Genomic DNA, 26,416 nt, shown 5'->3' with positions numbered 1-26,416 from the left:
GTACTGTGCGAGAACACTTGTGCTGTTCAGACGTCTCTATTCATATGACAACCTTCGTCGAGCGTCGCCCGCTGAGCTTCGCGGTCGGAACCCTCGGGTTCATCGTCGCCTTATTCATCGCCACGCGATACATACTGGGCGCCGTATTCCCGAGCCTCACGCTCGATGGCATCTCCTTGATCACGAACTGGATCTTGGTCGCATTCGTCATCGGGCTCGTCGCGTGGCTCGGCTGGTGGGGCAAGATCCGCTTGGCCGCACCGGTCAATCGCCGTGCGCTGGTGTATCTCGTGCCGCTATTCGGGTTCGTGGCCCTCCCGTTCGCGTTCGGAATCGCCATTCCCGACGTTTCGCTCACTGAGGGCGCGACATTATCCGGATGGGTCGCGTTGCTCGTCATCGTCGTCGGGAGCGCACTGGGTGCTGGTCTCAGCGAAGAACTCCTCTACCGAGGAGTGTTACTCCGCGCCCTCGAATCGAAGGGACGATTGTTTGCCGCCCTCGTGACTGCAGCACTGTTCGCGCTATCCCACGTCTCGCAGGTGATATTCGGTGCATCGGTCGGTGACTGGCTGATCGGGGTCGTCCTGATGATTCCGATGGCGATCGGCCTGGCAGCTGTTGCGTTCCGACTGGGGAGCCTCTGGCCGCTCGTCGTCTGGCACGTCGCGGCCGACATCACGCTTCCGCTGGTCCCCGCCACAATCGGTGCTGAGGAAACGACGACGTTCATACTCGCGTATCTCGGCCTGTCAGTCGTGGTCGGTCTGATGGGGATGTGGCTCCTCTGGCAGGACCGGCGTGCCGCCCAAGCTGGTGGTGAAGCTGAGATCAGTCCTGATGCTGTCGAACGGCCATCTGGATAGAACTGGGGTACAAAGTTATACCACAAAACATCATTGCACGAACTGTTAGCACGTCCGAGGATCGCCGACAGCAGTCACTATTGAGTCAGACGCTCGGATCAGTTATCCGCCCCCGAACATACCGAAATCTCCTCTATCTCCTGCTGACGTTCCCCTTAGGAAGACTGTATTTTGTCGTCCTAACAACTGGATTGACACTCGGCATCGGACTCGGGGTTACGCTACTCGGAATTCCGCTCTTGATCGCTGTCGTAATTGGGAGTCGCCGGCTGGCCTCGTTTGAACGCCGCCTTGCAAACAACCTCCTTGGGCTTGGTATTCAAGCACCCGACGATATGGAGACCGGGGTGGACGAGGGTATCTGGTCGCGAGCGAGGACTCGCCTGACGGCGCGTTCAACTTGGGTGGGGCTTTGCTATCTGCTTTTGAAGTTCCCGGTCGGCATCGCGTCCTTTACTCTCGTAGTGACGACACTGACCGTCTCAATCGGGTTGCTCACGGCACCACTCACCTATTCCCTCGTTGAAGACGGCATCCAACTCGGCGTCTGAACGATCGATACATTACCGGAAGCGATCGTAGCGGTTCCTATCGGCATTATTGCCCTCGGGATTACCACCTACATCCTAAACCAGGCCGCACGATTATCGGGCCGAATTGCTACAGTGTTTCTCGAAACACAGTGAGCCCTCGCGGATGATCGCCGACGAGAGTGGGGAAACATCGTGGCACCGTACTAAGCCTCGGTTTCGCCACTACAGACACTCTTCCGAACAGCTATTGAGTTCAGTTGGGAACTATTATTCTAGAAGCATCTTCGGAGAGTTCCGCGTGCCACCAAGCGTCCTTACACTCTCCGAGATGTCACGGCCGAACCAGAGACGTACGGTACAGGGGTGGTACCGTCCCGTCGTATCCATCGAGTTTCCATATACTGGTACCGTCGCAGAAAGGTTTCAACCCCTAGTGCTGTCTACTCGCTGGCGTTGTCTTCGGGTTGGTGTCGCGATAACTACGACTCTCATGAAGGCTGCGTGAACCCCCGATAGCCGGAAAGGGGAACCAAGAATAGTCGGAACGGGAGTAGTAGTATTTTCGGGCGAAGACGGGGCCGCCGATATCTGCTAGCCTGAACCCGATCCCCCCTCTATTCGGCGTCACCGAACGTGTTAGCGAACGATGGGTGGGTGCCCAGGTAGGCACCGAGGATGCTCAGGCCGACCATGTACGCCACAGAGATTATCAGCGAGAATGCCAGGGTAGCGACGATGATCGCCGTCAGCCCCGTGGCGCTCGCCAGGAGACTCCAGATGACGACTGCGAACACGGTGATGACCGGGATGGTGGCGAATAGGCCAGCCAAGCCACCAGTTCGAACGGCACTGCTATCCGATCCGCGGTTGAGGTAGCCAGAGACCCCGCCACCGATGACGGGGGAGAACGGCACGAACGACGCGACGATCGTGACCATCGCCCCGAGGATGGCGTTTTCGGTCGTGCTCGGCGATACAATCCCGGTTGCGTCGAAGCGTCGACGCGCGCGGGTCTGGAACCCGAAGAACGCGATACCAGCCACGACCAGCATCACGCCGGTTAGTGTCAAGCTGACTCCGTTTCCCCAAATGAAGGCGTAGACCGCGTCGATCAGTTCGGGGTCACTCATCTCAGTCGATGTAATCCGTCCGGAAGCTACCCAGGACGTGACCCGCCCAACGTCCGCGAACCCGGCGAGGAGGTATCCGGCAGCTCCGAAAACCGCTCTGCGAGTACGAGAAACAACGAGATAGCCACATCGAACGTTCTGCTCAGCGGCTGCGTCTGCTCGTCACGATCCTGTACAACTGTCTCTTCATCAATTGTTGCTCAGGACATACCAATAGATACGATCTGTATGGACACATGGCTCCCGCCGTATCCATCCGTGCATTATATATTGAGACACAGTAGGACAGTCGGTATTCTCGATGTCGTCCTGAGATTATGGTGCGATTCAGGGACTCCTCGAATTGAACTGTGGAACACATCACCCGCCAGAGAAACTTCAGGAACGCCATGTGTAGGACGGAATATGAGGGTGTCATAGAACGGTTAGCATGGTGTGGATAGTAGCGGAGAAGACGGCTACCATGGGTTCACAGGCCCTGGCAAAAACTCTGCTATCAGCTACCGTTCACTCAGCTACTACCGAAGGTATGTGGAGAGTTCTATGGCACCCTCTGCGGAGTTAGAACTGTTTCATACCCTGATGGTCGTGCTTCCCGGAGCATCCCCGCGCTCGTAGTTTGTGATTACGACGACCAGCCGGAGACATAGCGCGAGGAAGACTTGCGCTCGCGCGTGGACGCGGCCTCTGGCGCGCAGCGTCCCGAGGCCGCAGTCCTTGCAGGCTCCGAGTGTTCGTTCGGCCTGTGACCGGCGGTTGTACGTCTCGTCTAAAATTGATTGCTTGAGATGGACACTCTCACTGTGAGTCTCGATGCGGTCTTCGACCCTGTACTCGATGTCGAGCGGGTCATCGGTATTGCGCGGGTTGTACGGGACGACCGGCACCACCCCTGTACTCAGCAAATGATCGTGCCAGTCGAGGATATCGTAGGCGCTGTCGCCGAGCATCCACATCGGCTGCTTGACGACGAGCGCGTCACGGGTAACACGCATCGCCGTCTCTTGGGACGCCTGCTTGCTCTGGGTGAACTCCGCCGCAATCGGAATCTTTGCGCCGGTCGAGACTACCGTGCAGCCGTAGCCGTAGTAGTACTCCTCGGCAGTCGGGTCGTAGTTCTTCGAGGCGTCGGAATCGGTAGGCATAGCCCGGATATCGGTCGAATCGATGCAAAACGTAGAGTCGAGCAAGCCCCGTCGAGCGGCCTGCTTGACGAGGCGCTCGAAAACTTCCTTGACGATGTGTTCGAGGTCGATGAGAAAGCGGTCGACTGCGTCTCGTGAGGGTGGCCGATTAAAGCCACATCCGAGCCAGACGGGGTCGTTGTTGAGTTCGCGTGTAACCGGGCGGATGCCGTAGATGTCCTTGTAGTAGCAGTGCAGAAAGCCTCGAAACAGCTCCGGCGGGTGGTGTTCACGTGTTCGCCCCTCGGGAGTGGGGGCGAACACATCGAATTCGGTCAGGAACTCGAATTGAAGATGCTCGAACAGTGCGAGAGTCTCCGTCTCTACAATATCGAAAAACGCCTCAATGTAGGAGTCCTCTCGTAGAATAGTCAAACTCATTTACCTCAGCACTCACTTCGGTCGCCGGTTTCGATATTTATCTTATATATGATTGATGTGAGAACGAATGACATGATTACTGGACTTTGGCTTTGGAAGCTCGGTTGAGCAGGTGGACGGCAAACCCACCGAGAACGACGTTGAAACCGATGAGAACGGCGACAGAAGGAATTACTGTATTCCAGAGACCCGAGAAGGCCGTTACGTAAAAAACCGTCATCACATTCTGGCCGAGCATGAACGCTCGAACACCGTCAACACCGTAGGTGATAGGATTGACCACTGCAACTGACTGAATCCATCCTGGAAGAACCTCAAGCGGGACAAACGCACTGGAGATGAACAACAGCGGAAACGTCAGAAGATTGGCGATCATGGTCGTCGCCTCTTGATCATGCGTTACGAGCGCGACGATATTCGAGAACGCCATGAACGCGCCACCGAATATCACTGCAATCGCTATGACGCCAATGAAACCCAGTAGCCCTGTCCGGAGATAGCTCCCGACCGACGCGCCTGACTGGAGATACAGCATCACGTAGCCAAGCAAGAGGATGATTGTGGTCTGGACGACAATTCGGACCACCTCCGACAGGACTTTGCCGAGGAACATGGCACCCCGGTCCATCGGTGAGGCGAGGAGTTTCTCGAACATTCCCGTGTCCATGTCGTCGACTAATCCGATACCGGAGACCGCAGCCGCAGCGAGCGCGGACTGAATCACGATGGCTGGGGTGAGGTACGTGATGTAGTTGATGTCACTACCGACCGTCTGAGCCAGTGCGCCGCTGACAATAGCGCCGAGGACTTCAGCCATCAACACGAAGAAGATGACCGGCTGGATCAGCGATGAGAACGTCACGAAGGGGTTCCGGGATGTCTTGACGAGCCACCGTTTGACACTGATCTGCATGTCTGCCACAGAGCTGTTCCCCGGAGCTTTCTGTGCGGTATCGCTACCAGAGACATCACCCTCATCGGTGATATTGCTCATTCGGCCACCTCCTGTTCAGGGACAGTAACTCTCTGTTCGTTCGCCCCGTCTTGGTTGGAAGCCTCCAGACTCTCACCAGTGAGCGTAAGGAACACGTCATCAAGCGTGGGCGACCGGACATCGAATCCAGTGACTACGACGTCAGCCTTGTGCAGCGCGACGAAGAGGTCACCTACAGCTTCCCGAGCGTCTTCGGCTGTGATGGTGAATCCATCGTCCGTTGTTTCAATAGTCGCCGCTTCGAGGGCGTCCGATTCACGCACTACTTCTATTGCGCGTTCTGTCTCTTGTCTGGACGAGTCTTCTAGTGCTAGGTCAAGAATGTCGCCACCAACAGCCGACTTGAGAGCGTCCGGGGTGTCAGTTGCGATAATTTTCCCGTCCTGAATCACGGACAGGCGGTCGCAGAGACGGTCCACTTCTTCGAGATACTGTGTCGTGAGAAACACGGTCGTTCCGTGTTCGTTGAGCTGCTCGAAGTAGTTCCAAAGGCGCATTCTGGCTTCAGGGTCGAGCCCGGTCGTCGGTTCATCAAGGAACACCAGCGGCGGTCGATGCACGAGGACGGTGGCAGCGTCCAGTCGCTTTTTCATCCCGCCGGAGTAGTTCTCTGCCCGCTTGTCAGCAACGTCCGTGAGACCGACCAAATCGAGAAGTTTCTCGATACGTTCATCTTGCTCGGAGGCTGGGACCCCATACACCTTGCAAGCAAATTGAATGTTCTCACGCGCGGTGAGTTCCTCGTCGACGCTGGTCTCTTGAGCCATGTAGCCGATGGATTCAGACACCGCCTGTGGCTCCGTTTCGACGTCATATCCGTTGATGGTCACCGAACCGTGATTCGGATGGAGCAGTGTCACGAGGGTCTTGATAGTCGTCGTCTTTCCGGCACCATTCGGACCCAGAAAGCCGAAGAATTCGCCCTTCTCAACAGTGAGATCGACACCGCGAACGGCCTCCGTCCCATCCGCATATGTGACATGTATATCGGCCGCATCAATGGCAAGTTGCTCTTCGTTTGGCTGGCGTACACGATCGACCTGCATTCGGGGAGGTTGCGACTCCATAGGGGTATGCCATACTTCGGAGGAGTCCCCGCTAAGCCTGTCTCTCACTTGTGCGGCAGTTTATATGCGGCGCAGGAGAAACCGAAATCTCACTCGGGGAGCGGCGGCCACGTCGACGCAACAGTTGTTTCGATGAGGTGGGTTTGTGCCCGACGGAGACGCTCGGAGAGCGACGAGGCGGTGATCCCAATCTCGCCAGCGATTTCATCGAGCGTTGCCATTCGCGGAATGTCGAAGTACCCCATCTCGTAGGCGATTCGCAGTGCCTCACGCTGCTGGTCAGTAAGTCCATCGCCCGCTTCTGCGGCCTCGCCATCGTACGTGAGTCGCCGCAAGGCGAATTCACCGTTACGCTGCCAGAACGTGCGAAACTCGTCCAACACCGCCTTATCGTTGAACCATCCACTTTGTATCCACCCGGTCGGCGTGACGCGGATTCGGTCAATAATAGAGTCGGTAGTGGCGAGTGCACGGAGCTCTGAGGGATCCTTGATATGATCGCCGAGTTGGGCTTCCATTCCCAGAGCCGGCAAAACCTGATATCGACACGTTTCGCCTGCCTGCCCGATCAGAGTATACTCCGCAACGAACGATGATGACTCGAATGCTTGCTCTATCGACGCGGGCGTTTCATGCGTCGCGTGCACGATGAACGGTGGATGATTCCCGTGATTGGGCTGGAGTTCGACATCCAGCGTTGCTTCTGGAACATCCCCTGCGACCCCCACCAGCGGGAGACGCTCACAGGTGATCTCGTATTCAGCGATGAGACCCATATCTCTCAATACCCACCATCACGGATATACAACTTGGAACGATTGCCCGCTCATCGCCGCTTAGTCGGCAATTGTCGACACTGTGCGAAAAGTTCTATGACACCCTCCGGAATATTGCAAATAGACTCGGCTAGGTAACGAGCACGTGATTATCCTAACTGTACACCACTTACGAATGGGTACGACGAAAGGATGTTGACGTTCGACCGAATATAAGATAGCCAGTATAAATGGCTAATACCATCTTTCAAACGGCATCCTCACGCGGAGATTCACGTCTTGACCTCATAGCCTGATGATATACACGCCCGAATTCGACTCCGAAGAGAGTGGATCCGTGACCGACGGGCAGGGTTTCGATGGTTCGTAGACGAGCAAGCGGTAGCAGGGTGCATTCCTCGACGATAGCGTGGTGTGGTACCGGTGCGGTCGTGGGAGTGTTCTGCTGGACCGCCTCGTCGTTGCTGGAACCCGTCGTCTTCGGTACCAGACCATACGATGCGACCGTATTCGACGTCTTCAGGCTACTGGGTTGGACGCTGATGATAGGCGGGGTGATCGGAGTGCCAGCTACTCTCGGCGACCAGTACGGGCGAATTGGCCGAATCGGCCTCGGAGTGGTAGCTTCCGGGATGGTTCTGGTCGCAGGACTACACGTTCGGGCTGTCACCGCGTCGGTGTCGGCTGGCTTCCGGGTAGTGCCCGCAGCCGGAGAGAATACGCTGTTTCTCATTGCTGCATATGGGGGATATAGTCTCGTGGTCGTCGGAGCAGGCTTGCTCGGAATCGGCCTGTGGAAGGATCCTGATCGCCCGACGATTACGGCTGTGCTTCTCGTATTCGCAGCCGTGCTTCCAATGGGGATGCTCCTCCCCTACGACGTTCTGCCGGCGGCGCTGCGAATGCTGTTACTGCAGTCCAATAATCTTCTCGTGCCGTTTGGAGTCGCTTGGGCGGCTCTCGGTGGCCTCGTTCACCGTCGCGCACGCCGACAGGACTAAGTTGATAATCGTGTGCCGACTCTTCAGCTCTGCTGACACTATACTGCCTCCCGAACAGTTATTCAATCCCATTTAGAATTGTTACTCTATGAGCATATTTGGAGAGTTCCGCGTGCCTCCAAGAGCCCTCGCTCTCTCCGAAACGTTCGATGCCGAGCCGACGACGGTGGTCGAGATCGACCGGCTTGTCGCCTCGGATATGGAGTCTCTGACCCCGTATTTCGTCGTCTCGGGGGTATCGAACGCGGCCTTCGAAACCGCCGCCCGTGCGGACGACTCGATCGACACCCTCCACCGGATGCAAGACGCCGAGAATCTCACTACGTACCGCGCGACGTGGGGTGACCACGTCGAATCCCTCGCCCAAGAGTATACGAGCGATGGAACATCAATCCTCAAAGCCAGGGGAGACGCTAATGGATGGGGTCTCCGAATCCGATTCGACAGCCAGGCACGTATCGGCGAGTTCACTCGTTTCCTCCGTGACCGGGGATTCTCGTTCGACTTGGTGCGCCTCCACAAGATGACCTACGCCAAGACCGGTAGCAGATTCGGGCTCACCCCGAAACAACAAGACGCACTGGTGACGGCCTGGCAGATGGGATACTTCGATCTTCCGCGTGAAGCGTCGATGGCGGCCGTGGCCGAGGAACTGGGTATCACGCCGCAGTCGCTCTCCGACCGCTTGCGCCGGGCCCATCACACGCTCATCGGCGACACGCTACGTGCGGCTATGCCCATCGATCGAGATGGCACCTCAAAAACTGAGTGAACCTTCAGGTCTGAAGATTCGAGTCGTAGCCCGCTCAGTAACAGACACGAGCCACCGGTGACGGCTTCAACAATTACGCGGTCGGGCTTGTTGAAATCTACTGTCGGTGTCAGTATTGGCATGCAAGATACAGAGGATGTAGTCAGCAGAGCGGGAATGACGACAACCGTCACGCGACTTCGTTCACACACTTCACTACGAGTATTTATTCTCGGCCAGCGTAATCGTGGCATGTACCCGAAATTCATACTTCGGTTAGAAGGGGCTGGGATCGCCGCTGTGGCGACGGTAGCATATTTCACGATTGGTGGCCCGCTGTGGCTGTTCGTGATCCTTGCGCTCGCCCCCGACATCTCGATGGTGGCGTACCTCGCTGGCCCTCGGGTCGGCAGTGCCGTCTATAACGCGTTCCACACGTACCTCACGCCAGTCGCACTCGGGGCGGCTGGGATGTGGTTCGGCATGGCGACCGTCATATGGGTCGCACTCATCTGGGCCGCTCACATCGGAGTTGACCGTGCGGTTGGCTACGGACTAAAGTATCCGACCGGATTCAAACACACGCACCTCTCCGGTGCGACCGACCCCGGCACTCCGGCGGGGAACCCCGCCGAAGCTGTCTCCGACGCCGCCGGGACGAGAAACGACTGAAACGAAGCCACAAACAACGTTTCCGAGGCTCGAACTGTCCGTACAGCGGCTCCTCAACGAACCGTTTCGGGGCTGCCGGTACCGGGGTAACCGATTCTGTGACTGATATCGCCAAATTCGGATTTCTAAATTTAAAATAGGGGCCATTCGATACGTCCTCGACACCCCGTCTCCTCACATCATCCGCAGGGAGACCTCGCCCACGTCGCTGAAGACGTGGAGGCGGGACCCGCCGGCGTTGAGCCGACCGGTAACCCGCCGGCGCTCGGACCGGCCTCCGGTGAGCGGGAGGTCGGAGTCGACACTGGCGTCGGACTCGGCTACCACGTCGAGGTCCAGCGTCTCGGCGACGCCGACGACGACGTCGCCCATCCGGGTGCCGATCTCGACATCCGTTCGGAGGCCCGCCACCTCGACTTTGATCTGGCCGAGTTCGGTTCGGACGCGGTCTAACCCCGTCACGTCGTCGGCGAGGATCGTTCCGAGCTCCGACTCGAGAGTGAGGTAGCCGTCGACGCGCGCGGCAGTCACGTCCCCCAGATTCGTTCGGGCGATCGTATCGCCGCGAGTATCGAACAGGGAGACGTTCCCGAGCCGAGAGGCGGCCGAGGAGACGATCGGTCCGGCAGTGCCCTGTGGCACGGTAATCGATACATCCGTCCCCGGCGAGGAGCGGGTGAACCACGTCACCTCGTCCGCGAGACTCGTTTCGACGGTGAGGACGCCGCTCTCCACCCCGATCCGAACGGTAATGTCTTCGAGACCCCGAGCACCGACGACCGAACGTTTGAGAACGCGGACCCCGATCTCGTCGGTGTTCACCGCTCGTACGGTCACGTCGCCGATGGCGTTGGTGACCCGTATTTCTTGTACATCGGGTGGCGCAAATGTACCTGTAACGGCCTCTGTCACCTCGTCCCGCTGGAAAGGGCCGCGAGCGAGACAGCCGGACAACGATCCGACGGCCACGAGGGCTCCGGTGCCGATGAACGCGCGGCGAGTCAAGAACTGTCGATTCGACGGACTAGCTTGAGTACTCATCTCAGCCAAGTATATGACGGGGGTTGACTGATGATTGGTGCCGTACCCATCCGGTAGTTAAATAATCAGGCGACGGCCGTCCTCTGCGTTGGTGAAGACAAAGAGTATATAAAACGCGGATAGGTACGGCGAGCACAATCTTGCGGCCTCTTCCCGTATTGAGTGCTGTATGAGTCAGCTTGATGAACAACTCGGCCACCGTTCTGACGGAATCGCAATCGAACTTGTCGGACTGAGCAAGCAGTACGGCGACGTCACTGCGCTCGATAACGTTTCCTTGACAGTCCGCGAGGGAGAGATTTTCGGCTTCCTCGGCCCCAACGGTGCCGGGAAGTCGACGACGATCGACATTCTCCTTGACTTCGTCCGCCCGTCGGCAGGGACGGCGACCGTTTTGGGCGACGACGCACAGACGGATTCGCTGGCCGTGCGACAGGCGGTCGGCGTACTCCCGGACGGCTATCACCTCTATGATCGGCTGACGGCTCGACAGCACCTCGAATTCGCAATCGCGTCGAAAGAGAGTGATGACGATCCGATCGAACTGCTAGAGCGCGTCGGTATTGCCGACGCGGCCGACCGGAAGGCCGGTGGCTTCTCGAAGGGGATGAAACAGCGCCTCGTCCTCGCGATGGCGCTGGCCGGCTCGCCGGAGCTGCTGATCCTCGACGAGCCGTCGACTGGGCTCGATCCGAACGGGGCACGCGAGATGCGCGAGATCATTCGGGCGGAGCGCGACCGCGGGGCGACGGTGTTCTTCTCCTCGCACATCCTCGAACAGGTCGAGGCAGTCTGTGACCGCGTCGGGATCCTCCGGAGCGGCGAACTGGTCGCCGTCGACACCATCGACGCGCTTCGGGATGCGCTGGGGACCGACACTCGACTGGTCCTCACCGTCGAGTCAGTGACCGACGATATGGTCGACGCAGTCGCTACCCTTCCGGACGTGACCGGCGTCCACGCCGACAGCGAGACTCGCGTGACCGTGACGTGTGCGCCGGACGCGAAGACGGCGGTTATGCACGCTGTCGAGGCGGCCGGCGGGACCGTGGTCGACTTCGATGTCGAGGAGACCTCCCTCGAGGAGATGTTCGCGGCCTACACGACGGATGACGACACGGCCACGAGCAGCGCAGACGAGGACGACCGCGAAGTCGTGACTCCCTCGGCCGACGGCCAGGAGGTGCGCGCGTGAGCTGGGCCGTCGTCGCTCGGAAGGATTTCCGGGACGCGAGGCTCTCGAAGGCCCTCTGGGCAATCACCGCCGCGTTCGTCCTCCTTTCTGCAGGGCTGGCGGTCCTCTACGCTACCGTCCCGGAACTCAGTCAGGATATCGGTGAACTGAGCACCCTCGGCTACCTGACGCTCCTGCTGGCCGTGATGACGCTGTTCGTCTCGGTCGCGGCGATCGTCATCGGTGCGGGAGCGATCGCCGGCGAACGCGAACGCGGCTCTAGCAAGCTCCTGTTGGGCTTCCCACACAGCCGCGCGGACGTGGTTCTCGGGAAGCTCATCGGCCGTACTGCGGTGCTCGCGGTTGCCATCCTCGTTGGCCTCGCCGTCACGCTCGCGGTGATCGTCGCGTTGTTCCCGACGTTCTCGCCGGTCGACTACGCGATCTTCGCCGCGGTTACGCTCCTATTTGCCCTCATGTACGTGGGCATCATGGTCGCCGTCTCCGCGACGACGGGGAGCGGCGGGCGGGCGATGGCGTTTGGGGTCGGCGTGTTCGTCCTCCTCGAGTTCCTCGGCGATCTCCTAGCCCCGGCAGTCATGTTCGTTGTGAACGGGTTCGCCTTCGGCGGAATCGCGACGGTGCCGGGCTGGTATGCGTTCCTCAACATCGTCACGCCATCGGCCGCCTACCAGAACGCCCTCGGGTGGTTCCTCGGTGACGGTACCGCGGCGGCCCTGACTCTCGGCGGAATGCTGGACGGTGCGGTCCCGTTCTATCTCACGGGGTGGGCTAGCATCGCGGTGCTCGCGCTCTGGCTCGTCGTTCCGCTGGTGCTCGGCTACCGGCGCTTTGCCGCCGCAGACCTCTGACCACACTATTCACACACATCACAATATCTCATAAATACGACAAACTGGCTGTTACTGGGCCTCTTGTTCGTCGTTACTGGTGGTTTCCTCTGGATTCGTCCCGTTATCGAGATACCCGCTCGGTTGGCCGTTTGGCTGATCATTCTCGGGTTTACAATCGGGGTGCTCGGTGCGATTATCTCCGAGTATCGAGATTAGGATTTCCTTTTTCTGGTATCTGGTTTGATTTCAGAAAACTACAAAGCGGAGCTTCTCTGACCTAATTACTGGATCGTACTCGACCCCGACGCAGCCGACAAGTTGGTGATCAAGCTTATAGAGATTCGAGGAGAATACCTGCGGCTTCAGCCGCAGGATGAATCCGACAGAACTCTCCACGAACCATTGTTCGGTGGCATTCCCGAGTTTCCAAAGTCCGCAGTTTCAAGTGGAGTCTATTCGTATCAAAGAGTACGGCTAGGTCGGAACGAAGCGATTCCGAACGGCCTTCGGAGGTGGCCTCGCCGCCGCTAATGAGACAATATCCGAAACACCAACACGGTGAACGCGAATGCCAGAAGCGTTCGTCTGTGCCTGTTGGTCGAGCAAGCCCAAAGGTAACTCCAAGTCCACTGACGTGTCAGCCATTCCCTGCTGGCAAAAACAACCGGTGGAAATCAACGACATAGAGGATAGGAGTACCGGCGGTTTGGCACCGCCAGTCAGCCACCGTTTCGTGATGGGTTAAACGAGTTCCCGAAGAAGAAACCGGACTCATGGTTGCGAACCTGAAATTCCCAACGCTCGGGATTCCTCCGCGTTCACGCGGAAGAGGATGTCAATAGTGACCTCGCTGCCATTTTCAAAAACGGTTCCGCCTCGACCGTCATATACTCAATCGCTGGGTTGCCGAGCTGGTAGTACCCAGCTTACCGGATTCCCCGCAGCAACCAGAACAGCACAGTACCCGCGCGGGCTCGATTCCGACCGGATCAAGAAGGTGTATTTAAAAGGCGGATGGATACGGCCTACGTCTTCAGGAGTTGTCCTCCCGTATATAGGTTCGAGCAATAACGGAAGCATCGCGCTTCGTTGCGGTGTTCATCATGTCAACTTCAAATCACAACCAGCCGGATATACAGCCCCGAACTGCCGATAGCCCGCGACGGGCGATTCTCGTCGCACTCGGGCTACTATTTGCCGCCGCGATCCCGCCGCTGGCCATCGTCGAGGGCTTCAAGCTCGTGCAGGCACAGTTCGGGTACGGTGGCGACCTTGCGTTTACGTACATCGGCGGTGGCCTCCTCGCAACTATAGCCATCGGCCTGATTGGCGTCGCGTACCACCGTATCCGACCGGTTACCGTCCACGTGCCGCGATGGCTCCCGACGGTGCGCGAGAGCGGCTGGATTGTCGCGGGTATCGTCATTTCGCTTGTCGCCGCAATCCTGATCGAGATCGGGATGCAATTGGTCAATGCGATACCGCCAACGAACTTCATCACCGCTGCTGCCGCCGAACGACCGGTTCTGGTGTACGGATTTGCGCTCTTAGGCGTACTGTTCATCGTCGGCCCCATCGAGGAGTACTTCTTCCGGGGTATCGTCCAGGGCCGCCTCCGCGAACAGATGGGACCAGTACCGGCCATCGCCATCGTTTCCGTCGGCTTCACGCTGGGACACGTTCCGAGCTACTGGATCGGCGGCTCGGATCTCCTCTCGCTGGGCGTCTTCTTCGCCCTTCTGAGCATCGCCGTCGGGTCGGTCATCCTCGGTGCGATCTACGAGCGCACCCAGAACCTCGTCGTGGTCATCGCGATCCACAGCCTGATCAACGCGATCGGCGTCAGCCTGGCACTGGTCGCTGCTCTCGGAGCGTGATTAGGGGATGCAACTGAGATATTTCCAATCGCGCCCGGTACAGTTGTACGTCGGTATTCTTTCGGCGATGCTGGTGTTCGGCGTACTCGCCAGACCCCTGGTCAAGACGCTCGCACCCGGACTCTCCGTCATCGGTATCCGGGTCGTCGTCAACTGGCTGTTCGTCGCACTCGTCGTCGGCCTGGTCGCCTGGCTGGGCTGGTGGCAGAAGGTCCGGCTGACTACACCGATAGCGTTCGGGGGTCGCCGGTATCTCCTCGTGTTGGCCGCCCTGTTGCTCGTCCCGCTGGGAGTAACCCTTGCGCTCACGCCGGCGCCCTTCGCGGTCCCGGAGTTCACGATCCTTGATGGACAGTCCCTCTCGACGGCCGGTGTCGTTGTACTTGTCGTCGTCGGGTTCGCTCTCGGCGCGGCCGTCTCAGAGGAGCTCCTGTACCGGGGTGTCGTCCTCCGGAGTTTCGAGTCGCGAGGCCGGATTCTCGCCGCCCTCGCGGCCAGTTTCCTCTTCGGCGTCTCCCACCTCTCGCTGCTCGCGGTGGGCGTACCACTGAGTGAAGTGCTGCTTGTCGGCGTGTTGAGCGCCGTCTCGGGGATCGGGCTCGCGGCAATCGCGTTCAGACTGGGGACGCTGTGGCCGCTGGTCGGATGGCACTTCCTCCAGAATTCCTTTCCGGCGTTCCTTACCGCCGAGGCGATGGCGGTGTTCGTTCCCGTCAACATCGTCGTCGTCCTCGGGGTCGCCATTCTCGGGACGTGGCTCCTCTGGACTGATCGCAACCTCAGGGTCGTTGACGATGGAATGCTGGCCAATACAGCCACACGGCCCGCTGGGAGCAGGACGAGGCCATGAATCGCCGCAGCTTCCTCGGCGCCGTGGCGGGAACCACGGCTGCCGGGTCACTCGTGGCGCTGGCTGGCTGCGTCGGCTCGGAGGACGGCATCGGCGACCTCACGGTGATCGTTACCAACGAGGAGGAGGTCACGCACACAGTCGCAGTGACCGTCACGAACCAGGCCGGTGACGTCGTCGAATCGCTCGCCGGCGAGGACATCGAACCGGGCATCGGGCGGACGTTCACCAGTGTAGGGTATCCCGACGACACCTATCAGGTCGCGGTTGAAGACGACAGGGAAGACCGCCCCACCTGGAAGCAGGTCACGCGGTGGTCGAACTTGGCGGAGTGTCCCTCGTTAGTGTTCGAACTCCGGCTAACCAATCGGGACGGCGTGAGGAATGTGGTCCCATCGAAACGGTGTGAGTCGTCATGAACGTGCGTCGGATTCTGAAGACGGCACATCCCCGAGGGTTCGTCTGGAACGCCACCGAAGGCCGACTCCGGATGCCGCTACGCATCCTCGCCGGACTCGCCCTCTGGGCTCCTCGGAATCATACTGTCCGGTCTCTTGGGAACGGTCGTTACGGGACGGTCACCCCTCTTCGAACTCCGAGGGACCCCCTTTGGCAATATCGCCGTAATCCAACCGTCGCTGCCGACTCGAACGGTCCCGTTTTTGATGATACGGTTGTCTTCATCGACGGTAACGATTGTTCCGTTGTGAAGCACGAGGGAATCCATGGGTTGCTCGATCCTGTAATCTACTGAGTGGCGGAACCACAACTAATCATACAACCAACGGTATTTTATTATTATTCGCTGGTCACGGGGTTACGACGAGCTTCCCCACGTACCCGCCGGCAAGTATCTCGTGGTGGGCCCGAGCCGTATCCTCGAACGCGTACGTGTCGGCGACGACAGGCGCCAAGACGTCCTGTCTCATCAAGCGGGCGAGCCGTTCCAGCACCGGTCGTCGGGTCGGATGGTTATCCATCTTGAGCGGCTGGATGGTCACTTCTTTGTTGTAGAGTGGCCGCCCGTTCGTCTCAGGGATGTGGCCCATCGTGCTGATGACCGTCCCGCCATCGGTGACGACCGATAGATCGAGGTCGAGATACTCCTCGAGCCGATGGTCGAGGACCGTGTCGACACCGGCACCGTCGGTCGCAGCGAGAATGTCTTCAGCGAGCGAGTCACTCTCGTAATCGAACGCCACAGTCGCGCCGAGTTCCTGAAGCCGGGCCCGAGCCTCCTCCGATCCAGCCGTCGTGATAACCTCGGCCCCGCTGTGTGCAGCAATCTGGACTGCGGCGTGGCCGACACCGCCGGAGCCGCCATGGATAAGGACCCGATCACCGGCCTGGATGCCGGCGAGGTTCTCCAGTGCCATCCAGGCAGTAGCACCGACGTTACCGATGGCACCACCGGCCGTCCACGACACATCTTCTGGCAGACGCGCCAGTTTCTCCGCCGGGATTGCGGCGTACTCGGCGAAGGTGCCGCCCTCGGCACGATCCATGCCGGATGCGAAGACTCGGTCACCGGGTTCGAACGCCTCGACATCCTCGCCGACCGCCGCAACGACCCCTGCACCGTCACCGCCGGGAATCGACGGGAGCGGAAGCTCGCCGTACTGACCGGAACGGAACATCACGTCGACGCGATTGACACTGGCCGCCCGCATTTCGACCAAGACTTCGTCGTGGTCGGGCGTCGGCCGGTCGACCTCATCGACCTGGAGCACGTCTGCACTGCCGTAGTCGTGGTAGCGAACGGCTCTCATGATTGGGTCACCTCAGACAGGTGGGTTACCGCGATGGTACTCGCCAGAGCGGTGCGCCCTCGCATGTCGTTCGTGGTTTGGTTCATCGCCATCACATCTAACGCATGGGAGGCATCTCCAGTAGCGGTTCTGTGGATGATACTCTAGGGGTTTATGTTGGAGATGGACAGCAGCAGATGGCCCCATGGGGTGAATAGAGGGGTCATATCTACAGAGGCGCTCAGTGGAGGGAGTGAATTTTAGCCGTGACGGCGTGTCATACAGAACATCGTCAACAGCTATGAAACACATCCGGATCACGGTCTGTCCAGATCTCGACCGTGCACCCCCGTTCCTGCGGTACCTGTTGGATGCAGAGGCTCACGACGAAGCACGGGCTATCGACTGGAACCGCGGCGACTCGGAACTCTCGACCCATATATATGCGATCGCCGGCGATGGAAGCCGGTTCGCTGAATTAGCACGGGAGACGACTGGTGTCGAATCGGTCGAACTCTCGGCCGCCGAGGCTCGGGTATCGTACGCACTCATCGAACTACGTGACGCGGAGCTCCCGATATTCGGAGGATCCGCAACCGCGATCGACCGGACTGGAATGGTTGTTCGACGACCACTCGTCTACCGTGATGGCCGTATACACGGTCATATTGTCGGGGACCCGGCGACACTGCAGTCGACGGTTGATAGCCTCCCAGAGAGTGTTTCCGTCCAGATTGACGCAATTCAGCAGTTCCCAAGTGCCGACGTGAACCCGGCAACGACGCTGAGCGACCGACAACAGGAGGCGCTCCGAGTCGCCGTTGAGTTGGGATACTACGATACGCCGCGCGAAGCTACCCACGCCGACATCGCCGAAGAGTTAGGCTGTGCGCCAAACACGGCAAGCAACCATCTCCAGAAAGGCGAGGCAAAACTCGTCAGAGCCGGACTGGCCACGTTCTCGTCATCGCTGTGACGAACTGTCCGGCACTTGAATAGCACACTCTGTAGTGCCGACAAGTAGCCAAGGAGGGGGCGAATAGGAGGCAACACTCTCGGCAAGAAAGTCTGGGGGAACGTCTGTCAGCACTGTGATTCTTACCAAGGAAATCATTTCATCCAGCAAGAGGCACTGGAGATTGACCCTCCACTGGTAGACTGTCCACATTGTGGGGATGAACACGAATGGAGCCCGGACCAAGGGATGGGTGGGCATTCGGACAGGGATGGGTCTCATGTCCAGAATATGGTGAAATACCGGTTGGTGACCCACGGGAAGAGTGATGTATCTCTTAGTTCCATACAGGACCAGATCAGTAGTATTTCAAAACTCGAATGAGTAAATTGCGACATGTACGATCTCACTGGCTTTCAGCGCGATCTGCTGTACGTAGTTGCCGGACTTGACGACCCCCACGGGCTCGCGATCAAAGACGAGCTCGAGGACTACTACGAAAAGGAAATCCATCATGGTCGGCTCTATCCCAACCTCGACACGCTCGTTGAGAAGGGACTCATCGAAAAAAGTCAGCGGGACCGACGGACCAACGAGTACAGCACTACTCGCCGGGGCACTAGAGAGATCGAAGCTCGGACTGAATGGGAAGCCGGGTATATTGACCACGACGGGTGATCGAACCGCTGCGTTCGAGGACTGTTCGACTCTAGTATTTCACGCTCTTCTCGCGTGAGCTCCACTTAGCATCACTAGACATCGTAGAAAGAGTATTTTAGATTAATATTATGGTTAAGATTAACTCGTGTCGCTTCAATTGCCGGACTCTACTGTTTTTCAATGGAGTGTCCAAAGATGGAATCGAGAATCTGTTCGAGAAGGGTATCAGCCGGGCAGTAGCTCAGACAGGCAACGGACAGTTTCCTAGGTCTCGTCGATGACGACTCCGATGACGAGTAGTACCGCATTAGCCACATCTGAGTATAGCCTCACAGCTGACAGAGCGATCGCTCGATGTTGCCGTCATGGATGCTATCTGTTTCTTTGCTCTTGTTAGGTTTCACCCTAACACTTATCGGAACAGAGTGCATCGACACGTGTGTGGATGAGCGATGATGTCACCGTACTTGAAGACGAGATTGAAGCCTACGCCGACGGCACCGTTGCGCGGGTACGCGTGCTTTCGGTCCCAACCTCAGACCGGTTCGAGGACGGGATCAAGTACGCCTACCACTACGGCGAAGCCGGCGCAGATGATCCGATCATCCGGTTCGACAACCACCACGGTGTCCACGAACTCCACCTCGGCGGTGAGACCTTCGAGATCGACTACCCCGGCCTTGCGGAGATCTTCCGCGCCTGGCGGGCGGCGCTCCCAGAAGAGAAGCGCGACGACTGGTAGCCCGTTCAACTACGGTGACTGACGTACAGACCCGCGACCAATCACAACCGACCATCTCACGCCCCACCACCCATGACCCAGACACTCCACGTTCAGATCAAGTCCGCCGACCGTAGTGACCTCGAAGAGCGTCTCGAAGCGATCGACGCTGGCGAGGACGTTGACCCCAGTGAGCCGACGCTGTCGATCGAGAACCTCGAAACGTTCGGTCGCGTTTTCCGCTCGACCAACCTCGAGCTCTTGGAGGCGATCGTCGAACACGAGCCGGAGAGCATCCGCGAGCTCGCACGCCTCGTTGACCGGAACCCGCCAGAGGTCCTCGAGAACGTGAACGAGCTGGCCGACTACGGCCTCGTCGAACTCGAAGAAAATGGCCGAGCAAAGCGCCCAGTTGTGTGGTACGACGAGATCAACGCGGACCTCCCGCTCACGACTAAGTCCGGACAGGGCCCGAAGGCGAACGCCTGACTCTACGGAGAAACACGAGGGGTGACGACATCGATCCCGAGGAGCCGCGACCTGACGGACACTACCACGTCGATCGGGACGCAGAGTGGTACTACGTCGACGACGACCTCGCGGGGACGGTCGCCCTCGGGCCAGCGACCGACGGTGAGCCCGGTGACGACTGGGTCCTCACGCTCTCGGCTGCGACGCCGGACGGGGATCCCGACCCGGCCGAGCGTGTCGCTGTTCGCCTCACGCCGTGGTGACGCCGATGCGCTCCATCCCGTCTTCGAGCTGGCCGACGGCCTCCGTTGCGGACCGAGAGCGATCCTCGACGGCGTGGAGTTCTTCGACGGCGCGCCGCGTCGCCGACCGGCCCTCGTCGCTGAGTTCGGTCGCCCGCTTGGAGGACGACGGCCGCAAGCCCGGCGACCAGCAGGCCTGGACGTCGGAACAGCGCCACGCCCTCACCCGCCACGTCGACGAACGGGCCCGCGCCGCCGTCGAGGCGTACACGACACTCCCACAGGGTACTGACCGCCTCAACAAGCAGCGAGCGCGCTACGCGGCACTAAAGACGGCTCGTGACCGGGCTCTGGTGTTCGTCCTCGCGTACACCGCCGTCCGCGTCGGCGAACTCCTCCGGGACCCCAATGACCCGCGCCGGCACGGCGTCCGCTGGGAGGACCTCTCACTTGACGACGGGAGTATGGACGTCTATCGGAAAAAAACAGCAATGGGACGCCGCGAGTCTCCCCGACCCGGTGCTCTCGCCGCTGCGGAGCTACCGCCAGCTGATGGACCGGCCGACGGACCGGTGGCCAGTGTTTCCGACGTTCGACCAACGGACGCTTGCGGAGCTCGTTCGGGAAGAGCTAGCCGAACGAGGGGAACGCCCAGAAGCAATTACGGAACACCGTGAAGAATATACTCGCGACCTGCTGCTGGCGCTTGATGAGAATATTCAGCCGCCGTCGATCACGACTGACGGCGCTAGGTCGATTCTCCAGCGGCTCTCGGAATCTGCAGAAATTGACATCGACCATCCGAAACACGACTATCTCGCTCCGCACGGTGGTCGACGCGGGATGGGTGAGGTCCTCGTCCGTGCGTTCGGGTACACGGTGGCGGCCCGGTATCTCGATAACTCCGAAGAGATGGTACGAGAGCGCTGCTCACACATCGAAGCCGGCGAACTCGGTGACGCTGCAACCGAAGCTCTAAATCAGATCGACGGATAAGCGGCCGTCCAACGCCTGAGAACGCCATCTCAGGAGTATCTGGTGGGAACGAGGAATGGAACTTATTGTTGCGGTCTCTCCTTGGTTTGGCTTTGCAGAAATGGATTCGATACCATCGAAACCACTCGCCGAACTGAGGGTGTTCATCGGCAAAACGCGTCAAACGGTCGTCGACTTCGAAACCGATCGCGGGAAGGTTGCGAAATTCGGCGATTAAGAGCGTAGACATCTTTTTCCATCAAGAATGGGCCTACGAGTGCGAATACCGTTGTACGTCCGGAACTAAATGATTAAGAATCCTACATTCAAAATCTATCAGCGCGAGGTCACCCCTGGAAGTTTTATCAACTCACGGAAGAGGGTCTGGAGTTCTTGGAGGAGCACAACCTGCTCGCAGCGGAGTAGACGCTCGAGCAGATCTACGACACCATCTCTGACAAACCCGAGAAAATGGTCAAGTACGACAACGCGCCCCGCCCCGACGACGTCTAACGGCCCGTTCTATTCCCGAATAGTTTGCTATTCGTACTCTTTAGCCCGTGACGGGATGATTAACCAACAAATCTATGCCAATACGCGCTCTGTTGGTTAACACGAGGCGACCGCTGATGTCTTACGAGCCACCGACGCCACCGGCGGAACTCCCGACAGATATCGTCAACACACTCAACGGCTACTCGCCGGACCAACTCCAGCACGTCGCACGCTACGCCCAGGAGCTGGCAGACCACAAAGCTCGCGAAGCCCGCCTTGAGGAGGAGTCGGATGACGACGAGATCGACGAGCGGCCGGACGATCTTCCGGACGACGTCCCGTCGAAGGCCACGATCACGATCAAGGAGATCAACGACAACCGCTACTACTACTGGCAGTGGAGAGAGGGGGACAAAGTCACGTCCAAATATAAAGAGCCAGTCAATCCGGACGAATGAGAGGCCAATACGTCCGATTATAGAGTTCCCATAGCCCGTGTGCGATTTGATTTTGGTGCACTTGGAAAAGTGATGACCACACACCCCTCATCCAGAGTGAAAACAGTGGGACGAGAAAAAATTTTAGATTAGATTAAGCCGTTAATAGTCGATAGAGCCGTTTTTACCTGAATTGAGGCGCTAAGGCCCCTTCCTCAACGAGCGAGCGGAGCGAGCGAGTAGGGAGCGGATACAGCGCCGCACGAGTAATAAACACGTTCGATGCTCGGCCCACAGGCCCACCGTCATCTGCATGTTGAAATATGGTGTAAACACAGGTGATGGATAGACACGAAATCGAAGGTCACGAAGTCATAGACGGGACGGCCAAAGCTACTGGTAACAGCGCTCACATCCTCGTCCCAAAGGGTTGGCGTGGTGCGGACGTGAAAGTTGTCCGGACCACCGAACCCGACGAGTAACACCACTCGATGAACTACAACTACAGGTATCGGCTCCGACCGTCCGACGTGATTGAAGAGCAGCTAGCGTGGACTGTCGATACCTGTAGGCAGGTCTACAACCACTTCCTTCACCGACTCAACCGAGCAGACGACATGTCGGCATACTCCGAACAGAAACTCCTGCCGAGTCTCAAAAAGTGGTGGAACGACCCGAAACAAGTCCACTCGAAAGTTCTTCAGAAAGTCGTTCAACGGCTGTACGACAACCTCTCGACGCTACGCGGACGCAAAGAGAACGGCTACCGCGTCGGGACGCTCAAGTGGAAAGCGCCGGGCGAGTACCGCAGTTTCACCTACAGTCAATCCGGCTTCAAGCTCAAGAACACGGGCGGTCGGACCCGACTGTGGCTCTCGAAACTCGGAGAAATCCCACTCACTTTCCACCGCGACCTCCCCGACGACGCCGAAATCAAGACCGTCACGGTCAAACAGGAACCGACCGGCAAGTGGTACGCTATCCTCGGCGTCGAAACCCCGGACGACCCACCTGCGAAACCGGAGACTCCCGATCGGTGCGTCGGTATCGACGTGGGGATTCTCAAGTACGCCCACGACACCGACGGGACCGTCGTCAAATCGCTTGACCTGTCTGACGAACGCGAGCGGTTGGAACGCGCACAGCGTGACCTCTCACGGAAACAGCACGGGTCTGCGAATTGGGAGAAACAGCGTCGAGTTGTGGCCGAACGACACGCCGACCTGAAGCACAAGCGGCGAGACTTCCTCCACAAGCTCTCGAACTACTGCGCCACCGAGTACGACTTTGTAGCGGTCGAGAACTTGGACACGAAGGGATTGGTCGAACTACCGGGCAACTCGCGGAACCGGGCAGGTGCGGCGTGGGGGACATTCCTCTCGTTGCTCGAATACAAGTGCGAACGCGAAGGCACGCACTTCGTGGCCGTCAACCCAAGAGGGACGACAAAAGAGTGTGCGTCCTGCGGCGTTTCGACAGAGAAGCCGCTGTGGGTGCGCGAACAGTCCTGTCCGGCGTGTGGGTTCGAGGCGGATAGAGACGCGAACGCGGCGTGGAACATTCTTTCTCGCGGCCTCGAAGACGTAGGAGTGGGATACTCCGAATCAGCGCCTGTGGAGACTGCGCTCCCTGTAGATACATCTGTGTCTGCAAAGCGCGTCGTAGAAACAGGAAGCCCCACCCTCAAGCGCGAGCCGTCAGGCGAGCGGTAGGGTGGGTAGTTCACGCACGAACAGTCGAACAGAGTTCCACAGTTGAAGCATCTTTTTCTATTTGAGACAGACCACACCCCTGATCACGAGTGTATCCGCTGATAGATTCTCACCACACACCCCGTGTACAAAGTGTAAATATGCCGTATTCCGACAACAGAGTGCTACTAAGCTGATTTTGTATTTTGGAAGAGACCTACAATCCGTAGGATAGCACAGCCTTAGCGGGGGACACCGTGTGAGAGATGAGCTGAGTAACAAGTCGAGTGAAAACAGCCCATGGGAAATGAAATTCGAACGATGACATCAGAAAAGCCGGAGACTGAACCAATATTCACATCAATGCCGGGAAGACGGTCGACCCTAAATTTACACTTCGATGACGGAGGGGGGAGCAGCTAGTTTTGATCACAGATACGTAGATATATTTGAGGGGCACCGATTCTGCGTTACACATCGATAGGAGGGTGTATCCGAATGCGATTTCCTGAACACATCGATAGAGGGGTGTCCACAAGAACTACTTCTCATGAACACGTTGACCGGTATTCTGATCTAGCGGTTTGATGTCGTTCGCTTAACTCAGCAAGACTGGATGGGCCGGATTACCGCCTAATATTTATTTTCCCGAATATATTCGTTTTGGCGGGTTTAACAGCGAATTACATATCGATAGAGGGGTGTATACGGGGACTAATAGAAACGCAATAATTGGTCTCAGATAGGTGACTCAAATAAGAATTGTGGCCCGATAACAGACAGCCAATACACATCGATAGAGGGGTGTATACGAGACCAAATGGAAAGGTAGCATTGTAGGGAAATGTCAACTGAAATGATAAAGAACGTGGCTTGGTAGCAAACACATCGAACACATCGATAGAGGGGTGTGCGGAAACTAATGGAAACTACTCATTAGGGGGGAGGCGGCCAGATACACAGAGACGGCCCTCTAAAAGAGCGCGGAGCGGACAGCTAACTACAATATGGCTGGAATCTCTACTACGTCTGGTTACGGATCTGCGCTTTGACGACAGAGGTGACCTCATCCTCAGAAATCGCTTCAATACGCGAGTCCTCTCGAAGGGTTTCAAGAATCGTCTCTGGCCGTTCTCCAAACTGGAACTCGAGAAACATCCCGGAGCTAGGGCCGTGACTCCGCCGCTCGAAGTCGACCAGCGAATACGTCGTGAGCTCTTTCATCTTATTCACATACGTTTCCTGGTGGTACTGATCGGCGTCAATAGCGTCGGTCAGATACTGATACACACGATAGCCAGTTGTACTCCTAGCGGTCCCGCCGTCAGTGTGGGAAGCAACCGCCGCAGTGGCGTACAGACAGAGCTTCTTCTGTGTGCTAATGCCGCGAACGACCTCCAACACCCGATTCTTTTCGACCTTTTCTTGTGCGGTACGGACGTGCTTTTCGCGCACGCGGGTGTCGCCTTCACGTTCAGCTAATTCGCCGGCGACCCGCATGAGATCGATCGCCTTTCTGGCGTCACCATGCGTCTGTGCTGCGAATGCCGCTGCGAGTGGGATCACGTCGTCGTCGACAACGTCGTCATGGAACGCGTCCTGACGGCGTCGAAGAATTGCTTGGAGTTGGTTCGCGTCGTAATCGTCGAAATGGACGTCTTCAGGAGTTAACGAACTGACAGCGCGACTCCCAACAGACTCCATCATCTTCGTGTCGTTTGAGATCGCAACGACCGAAATGTATGCGTTCAACTCATCGTTTGCCCCAGCTCGGGAGAGCTGATACAGCAGTCGTGAAAACGCGGGCTCCTGTTTGTCTCGCCGTCCGACGAGCATATCCAGTTCATCGAGGACAAACACAACAGAGTCGAAGTGCTCGTTGACGATCCGATAGAGCTCATCCCACTTCTCTTTCGTCGCCACGCCGTGTTTAGGCACCTCGATAGGGACACCTGCCGCATCGGCAGCCTGCTGAACGAGTTCATACACGGCGATACCAAGCGTATCCAAATCCTGGCAGTTCACTTCAATAGTGCCAAACCGGATGTCGCGGCTTTCACAGATACGGCTGATATTATGGCAAACAGCTTTTGTAATGAGGGATTTGCCTGTCCCGGACGGTCCGTAGAGAAATAGATTGGGGGGGCGGTTGTCACCGAGCGCAACGCGAAGCATCTTGGTGACTTCTTGGAGTTGCTCGTCACGACCCACGATGCGGTCCTCTTCGACAACGTAATTCGGATCGAGTAGCGCTCGGTCCCGAATCAGCCCGTCCTGATCGTCGAACTCGAGGAGCATGTCCTCGATAGACTGTGATGACTCCTCGGAGTCAGCCTCGTCTTCAGATTGTGAGTTACCATTTGTGACGTGAGAGGATGAAGACTGTCGCGAAGGATCAGACTGCGACGCATTCGACAGCTCAGCTTGAGCCGTCAACTCGTCCTCCGACGGTCCCCGGGTATCTGCGGGATCATCGGAGTCGTCAGTACCCATATGCCAATTGATACCCGCCTCTATCAAAAAGGTTCCCCCACCTCTATCGAAGTGTGATTAGCCGTGTGAAACCCGTGATACCGGATTAACCGCTTGATAATCATGATAATGGGTTAACTGGCGGTAGCCGGTGACGATGTGTTCGTGAGTACACGGTCGAAGACACACACCCCTCTATCGATGTGTTTTTGCACAAGAGTCCAGAGGGATATCTGCGTTACGTCAGGTCAATCCACCGGTGATCGGTAGAAACCACACGCTTAACATCCTCTTGAACGGGTTTGGACGATAGAATAGTAGGATAGAAAACGTTGTCTGATAAACCACAGAACACAAAGGGCGCAACACATCGAACACATCGATAGAGGGGTGTGTGT

At 58.0% G+C, this 26,416-nt stretch carries 26 protein-coding genes and 2 pseudogenes; 19 read left to right on the top strand and 9 right to left on the bottom strand.

Annotated features, from left to right (window positions below; all coding sequences use genetic code 11):
* Positions 1–44 precede the first annotated feature (44 nt).
* Complete coding sequence (locus tag DJ73_RS01815) at positions 45–866, top strand: CPBP family intramembrane glutamic endopeptidase (RefSeq protein WP_158217293.1); 822 nt, start codon at positions 45–47, stop codon at positions 864–866.
* Between the two features lie 80 nt (positions 867–946).
* Positions 947–1,417 (top strand): sensor domain-containing protein, encoded by a 471-nt coding sequence (locus DJ73_RS01810; RefSeq protein ID WP_176451053.1) that lies wholly within the window; start codon positions 947–949, stop codon positions 1,415–1,417.
* Between the two features lie 596 nt (positions 1,418–2,013).
* Here DJ73_RS01810 and DJ73_RS01805 read toward each other — a convergent pair.
* The 5 genes from DJ73_RS01805 to DJ73_RS01785 form a co-directional block, all read right to left on the bottom strand.
* Positions 2,014–2,529, bottom strand: coding sequence for a DUF5518 domain-containing protein (locus tag DJ73_RS01805; RefSeq protein ID WP_094524469.1), 516 nt, complete (start codon positions 2,527–2,529; stop codon positions 2,014–2,016).
* A 572-nt stretch (positions 2,530–3,101) separates the two neighbouring features.
* Complete coding sequence (locus DJ73_RS01800; RefSeq protein ID WP_094524468.1) at positions 3,102–4,094, bottom strand: transposase; 993 nt, start codon at positions 4,092–4,094, stop codon at positions 3,102–3,104.
* A 76-nt stretch (positions 4,095–4,170) separates the two neighbouring features.
* Complete coding sequence (locus DJ73_RS01795) at positions 4,171–5,088, bottom strand: ABC transporter permease (protein WP_094524467.1); 918 nt, start codon at positions 5,086–5,088, stop codon at positions 4,171–4,173.
* Positions 5,085–6,134: an ATP-binding cassette domain-containing protein gene (locus DJ73_RS01790; protein ID WP_094524466.1), complete on the bottom strand. Its 1,050-nt coding sequence runs from the start codon at positions 6,132–6,134 to the stop codon at positions 5,085–5,087. The genes DJ73_RS01795 and DJ73_RS01790 overlap by 4 nt, the downstream gene beginning before the upstream one ends.
* Before the next feature lie 110 nt (positions 6,135–6,244).
* A complete protein-coding gene (locus DJ73_RS01785; RefSeq protein WP_094524465.1) occupies positions 6,245–6,931 on the bottom strand; it encodes a helix-turn-helix domain-containing protein in 687 nt (228 codons plus the stop codon).
* Positions 6,932–7,320: 389 nt separating this feature from the next.
* Here DJ73_RS01785 and DJ73_RS01780 point away from each other — a divergent pair, with 389 nt between their 5' ends.
* The 3 genes from DJ73_RS01780 to DJ73_RS01770 all read left to right on the top strand — a co-directional run bounded on the left by DJ73_RS01780 (position 7,321) and on the right by DJ73_RS01770 (position 9,355).
* On the top strand, positions 7,321–7,932 hold the full coding sequence (locus tag DJ73_RS01780) for a hypothetical protein (RefSeq protein WP_141212509.1): 612 nt from the start codon (positions 7,321–7,323) through the stop codon (positions 7,930–7,932).
* An 88-nt stretch (positions 7,933–8,020) separates the two neighbouring features.
* Entirely contained in the window at positions 8,021–8,704 is a 684-nt protein-coding gene (locus tag DJ73_RS01775) for a helix-turn-helix domain-containing protein (RefSeq protein ID WP_094557128.1), read from the top strand.
* A 231-nt stretch (positions 8,705–8,935) separates the two neighbouring features.
* Positions 8,936–9,355, top strand: coding sequence for a DUF4260 domain-containing protein (locus DJ73_RS01770; RefSeq protein WP_094524463.1), 420 nt, complete (start codon positions 8,936–8,938; stop codon positions 9,353–9,355).
* Positions 9,356–9,529: 174 nt separating this feature from the next.
* Here the strand turns inward: DJ73_RS01770 and DJ73_RS01765 are convergent, their stop codons facing one another.
* Positions 9,530–10,192 carry a hypothetical protein gene (locus DJ73_RS01765; RefSeq protein WP_094524462.1) on the bottom strand — a complete coding sequence of 221 codons (663 nt, stop codon included), beginning with the start codon at positions 10,190–10,192 and terminating at the stop codon, positions 9,530–9,532.
* 373 nt (positions 10,193–10,565) lie between these two features.
* Between DJ73_RS01765 and DJ73_RS01760 the strand changes: the two genes are divergently transcribed.
* From DJ73_RS01760 to DJ73_RS01740, 5 genes are all read left to right on the top strand, one after another.
* Positions 10,566–11,591 carry an ABC transporter ATP-binding protein gene (locus DJ73_RS01760; RefSeq protein WP_094557127.1) on the top strand — a complete coding sequence of 342 codons (1,026 nt, stop codon included), beginning with the start codon at positions 10,566–10,568 and terminating at the stop codon, positions 11,589–11,591.
* On the top strand, positions 11,588–12,442 hold the full coding sequence (locus DJ73_RS01755) for an ABC transporter permease subunit (RefSeq protein ID WP_094557126.1): 855 nt from the start codon (positions 11,588–11,590) through the stop codon (positions 12,440–12,442). The genes DJ73_RS01760 and DJ73_RS01755 overlap by 4 nt, the downstream gene beginning before the upstream one ends.
* 1,085 nt (positions 12,443–13,527) lie before the next feature.
* Positions 13,528–14,301 carry a CPBP family intramembrane glutamic endopeptidase gene (locus tag DJ73_RS01750; protein ID WP_141212018.1) on the top strand — a complete coding sequence of 258 codons (774 nt, stop codon included), beginning with the start codon at positions 13,528–13,530 and terminating at the stop codon, positions 14,299–14,301.
* Between the two features lie 73 nt (positions 14,302–14,374).
* The gene (locus tag DJ73_RS01745; RefSeq protein ID WP_176451052.1) at positions 14,375–15,151 is read left to right on the top strand and encodes a CPBP family intramembrane glutamic endopeptidase; all 777 of its coding nucleotides are present in this window, start codon (positions 14,375–14,377) and stop codon (positions 15,149–15,151) included.
* Complete coding sequence (locus DJ73_RS01740; protein WP_094524457.1) at positions 15,148–15,570, top strand: twin-arginine translocation signal domain-containing protein; 423 nt, start codon at positions 15,148–15,150, stop codon at positions 15,568–15,570. Before DJ73_RS01745 ends, DJ73_RS01740 begins: the two co-directional genes overlap by 4 nt.
* A 390-nt stretch (positions 15,571–15,960) precedes the next feature.
* Here the strand turns inward: DJ73_RS01740 and DJ73_RS01735 are convergent, their stop codons facing one another.
* A complete protein-coding gene (locus DJ73_RS01735; RefSeq protein ID WP_094524456.1) occupies positions 15,961–16,920 on the bottom strand; it encodes an NADPH:quinone reductase in 960 nt (319 codons plus the stop codon).
* 280 nt (positions 16,921–17,200) lie between these two features.
* On the opposite strand from DJ73_RS01735, the gene DJ73_RS20565 reads away from it, so the two are divergent.
* The 4 genes from DJ73_RS20565 to DJ73_RS01710 all read left to right on the top strand — a co-directional run bounded on the left by DJ73_RS20565 (position 17,201) and on the right by DJ73_RS01710 (position 19,724).
* The gene (locus DJ73_RS20565; protein WP_198948036.1) at positions 17,201–17,875 is read left to right on the top strand and encodes a helix-turn-helix domain-containing protein; all 675 of its coding nucleotides are present in this window, start codon (positions 17,201–17,203) and stop codon (positions 17,873–17,875) included.
* Between the two features lie 375 nt (positions 17,876–18,250).
* The gene (locus DJ73_RS01720) at positions 18,251–18,532 is read left to right on the top strand and encodes a helix-turn-helix transcriptional regulator (protein WP_004599500.1); all 282 of its coding nucleotides are present in this window, start codon (positions 18,251–18,253) and stop codon (positions 18,530–18,532) included.
* 427 nt (positions 18,533–18,959) lie between these two features.
* Complete coding sequence (locus tag DJ73_RS01715; protein ID WP_094557124.1) at positions 18,960–19,256, top strand: DUF6516 family protein; 297 nt, start codon at positions 18,960–18,962, stop codon at positions 19,254–19,256.
* Positions 19,257–19,328: 72 nt separating this feature from the next.
* Entirely contained in the window at positions 19,329–19,724 is a 396-nt protein-coding gene (locus DJ73_RS01710) for a hypothetical protein (protein ID WP_094524454.1), read from the top strand.
* Positions 19,725–19,955: 231 nt separating this feature from the next.
* Here DJ73_RS01710 and DJ73_RS20035 read toward each other — a convergent pair whose 3' ends face one another.
* Positions 19,956–20,126 carry a hypothetical protein gene (locus tag DJ73_RS20035; RefSeq protein WP_176451051.1) on the bottom strand — a complete coding sequence of 57 codons (171 nt, stop codon included), beginning with the start codon at positions 20,124–20,126 and terminating at the stop codon, positions 19,956–19,958.
* On the opposite strand from DJ73_RS20035, the pseudogene DJ73_RS01700 reads away from it, so the two are divergent.
* From DJ73_RS01700 to DJ73_RS01685, 5 genes and pseudogenes are all read left to right on the top strand, one after another.
* Positions 20,110–20,944, top strand: a pseudogene (locus tag DJ73_RS01700) (site-specific integrase); the annotation flags it as partial. The gene DJ73_RS20035 and the pseudogene DJ73_RS01700 overlap by 17 nt on opposite strands.
* A gap of 321 nt (positions 20,945–21,265) precedes the next feature.
* A pseudogene (locus DJ73_RS20755) lies at positions 21,266–21,436 on the top strand (PadR family transcriptional regulator); the annotation flags it as partial.
* 116 nt (positions 21,437–21,552) lie between these two features.
* Complete coding sequence (locus DJ73_RS01690; RefSeq protein ID WP_094524453.1) at positions 21,553–21,876, top strand: hypothetical protein; 324 nt, start codon at positions 21,553–21,555, stop codon at positions 21,874–21,876.
* Positions 21,877–22,196: 320 nt separating this feature from the next.
* On the top strand, positions 22,197–22,337 hold the full coding sequence (locus tag DJ73_RS19550) for a DUF2080 family transposase-associated protein (RefSeq protein ID WP_141212883.1): 141 nt from the start codon (positions 22,197–22,199) through the stop codon (positions 22,335–22,337).
* 9 nt (positions 22,338–22,346) lie between these two features.
* Complete coding sequence (locus DJ73_RS01685; protein ID WP_094557123.1) at positions 22,347–23,567, top strand: RNA-guided endonuclease TnpB family protein; 1,221 nt, start codon at positions 22,347–22,349, stop codon at positions 23,565–23,567.
* Positions 23,568–24,569: 1,002 nt separating this feature from the next.
* On the opposite strand, the gene DJ73_RS01680 is transcribed toward DJ73_RS01685, so the two are convergent.
* The gene (locus tag DJ73_RS01680; RefSeq protein ID WP_170938201.1) at positions 24,570–26,039 is read right to left on the bottom strand and encodes an orc1/cdc6 family replication initiation protein; all 1,470 of its coding nucleotides are present in this window, start codon (positions 26,037–26,039) and stop codon (positions 24,570–24,572) included.
* Between the last annotated feature and the right edge of the window lie 377 nt (positions 26,040–26,416).

It is taken from the genome of Halorubrum sp. Ea1 (assembly GCF_002252965.1).
Classification (GTDB): Archaea; Halobacteriota; Halobacteria; order Halobacteriales; family Haloferacaceae; genus Halorubrum.
Note: the sequence above shows the minus strand (reverse complement) of the source record. Positions and strands in the feature narration are given on the sequence as shown.

Excerpts from the sequence above, each read along its gene's own strand:
- DJ73_RS01800 (WP_094524468.1), bottom strand. The coding sequence starts at position 4,094 with ATGAGTTTGACTATTCTACGAGAGGACTCCTACATTGAGGCGTTTTTC.
- DJ73_RS01790 (WP_094524466.1), bottom strand. The coding sequence starts at position 6,134 with ATGCAGGTCGATCGTGTACGCCAGCCAAACGAAGAGCAACTTGCCATT.
- DJ73_RS01795 (WP_094524467.1), bottom strand. The coding sequence starts at position 5,088 with ATGAGCAATATCACCGATGAGGGTGATGTCTCTGGTAGCGATACCGCA.
- DJ73_RS19550 (WP_141212883.1), top strand. The coding sequence starts at position 22,197 with ATGGATAGACACGAAATCGAAGGTCACGAAGTCATAGACGGGACGGCC.
- DJ73_RS01785 (WP_094524465.1), bottom strand. The coding sequence starts at position 6,931 with ATGGGTCTCATCGCTGAATACGAGATCACCTGTGAGCGTCTCCCGCTG.
- DJ73_RS01760 (WP_094557127.1), top strand. The coding sequence starts at position 10,566 with ATGAGTCAGCTTGATGAACAACTCGGCCACCGTTCTGACGGAATCGCA.
- DJ73_RS01735 (WP_094524456.1), bottom strand. The coding sequence starts at position 16,920 with ATGAGAGCCGTTCGCTACCACGACTACGGCAGTGCAGACGTGCTCCAG.
- DJ73_RS01805 (WP_094524469.1), bottom strand. The coding sequence starts at position 2,529 with ATGAGTGACCCCGAACTGATCGACGCGGTCTACGCCTTCATTTGGGGA.
- DJ73_RS01740 (WP_094524457.1), top strand. The coding sequence starts at position 15,148 with ATGAATCGCCGCAGCTTCCTCGGCGCCGTGGCGGGAACCACGGCTGCC.
- DJ73_RS01715 (WP_094557124.1), top strand. The coding sequence starts at position 18,960 with ATGAGCGATGATGTCACCGTACTTGAAGACGAGATTGAAGCCTACGCC.
- DJ73_RS01685 (WP_094557123.1), top strand. The coding sequence starts at position 22,347 with ATGAACTACAACTACAGGTATCGGCTCCGACCGTCCGACGTGATTGAA.
- DJ73_RS01710 (WP_094524454.1), top strand. The coding sequence starts at position 19,329 with ATGACCCAGACACTCCACGTTCAGATCAAGTCCGCCGACCGTAGTGAC.
- DJ73_RS01815 (WP_158217293.1), top strand. The coding sequence starts at position 45 with ATGACAACCTTCGTCGAGCGTCGCCCGCTGAGCTTCGCGGTCGGAACC.
- DJ73_RS01770 (WP_094524463.1), top strand. The coding sequence starts at position 8,936 with ATGTACCCGAAATTCATACTTCGGTTAGAAGGGGCTGGGATCGCCGCT.
- DJ73_RS01680 (WP_170938201.1), bottom strand. The coding sequence starts at position 26,039 with ATGGGTACTGACGACTCCGATGATCCCGCAGATACCCGGGGACCGTCG.
- DJ73_RS01750 (WP_141212018.1), top strand. The coding sequence starts at position 13,528 with ATGTCAACTTCAAATCACAACCAGCCGGATATACAGCCCCGAACTGCC.
- DJ73_RS20565 (WP_198948036.1), top strand. The coding sequence starts at position 17,201 with ATGAAACACATCCGGATCACGGTCTGTCCAGATCTCGACCGTGCACCC.
- DJ73_RS01690 (WP_094524453.1), top strand. The coding sequence starts at position 21,553 with ATGTCTTACGAGCCACCGACGCCACCGGCGGAACTCCCGACAGATATC.
- DJ73_RS01720 (WP_004599500.1), top strand. The coding sequence starts at position 18,251 with ATGTACGATCTCACTGGCTTTCAGCGCGATCTGCTGTACGTAGTTGCC.
- DJ73_RS01775 (WP_094557128.1), top strand. The coding sequence starts at position 8,021 with ATGAGCATATTTGGAGAGTTCCGCGTGCCTCCAAGAGCCCTCGCTCTC.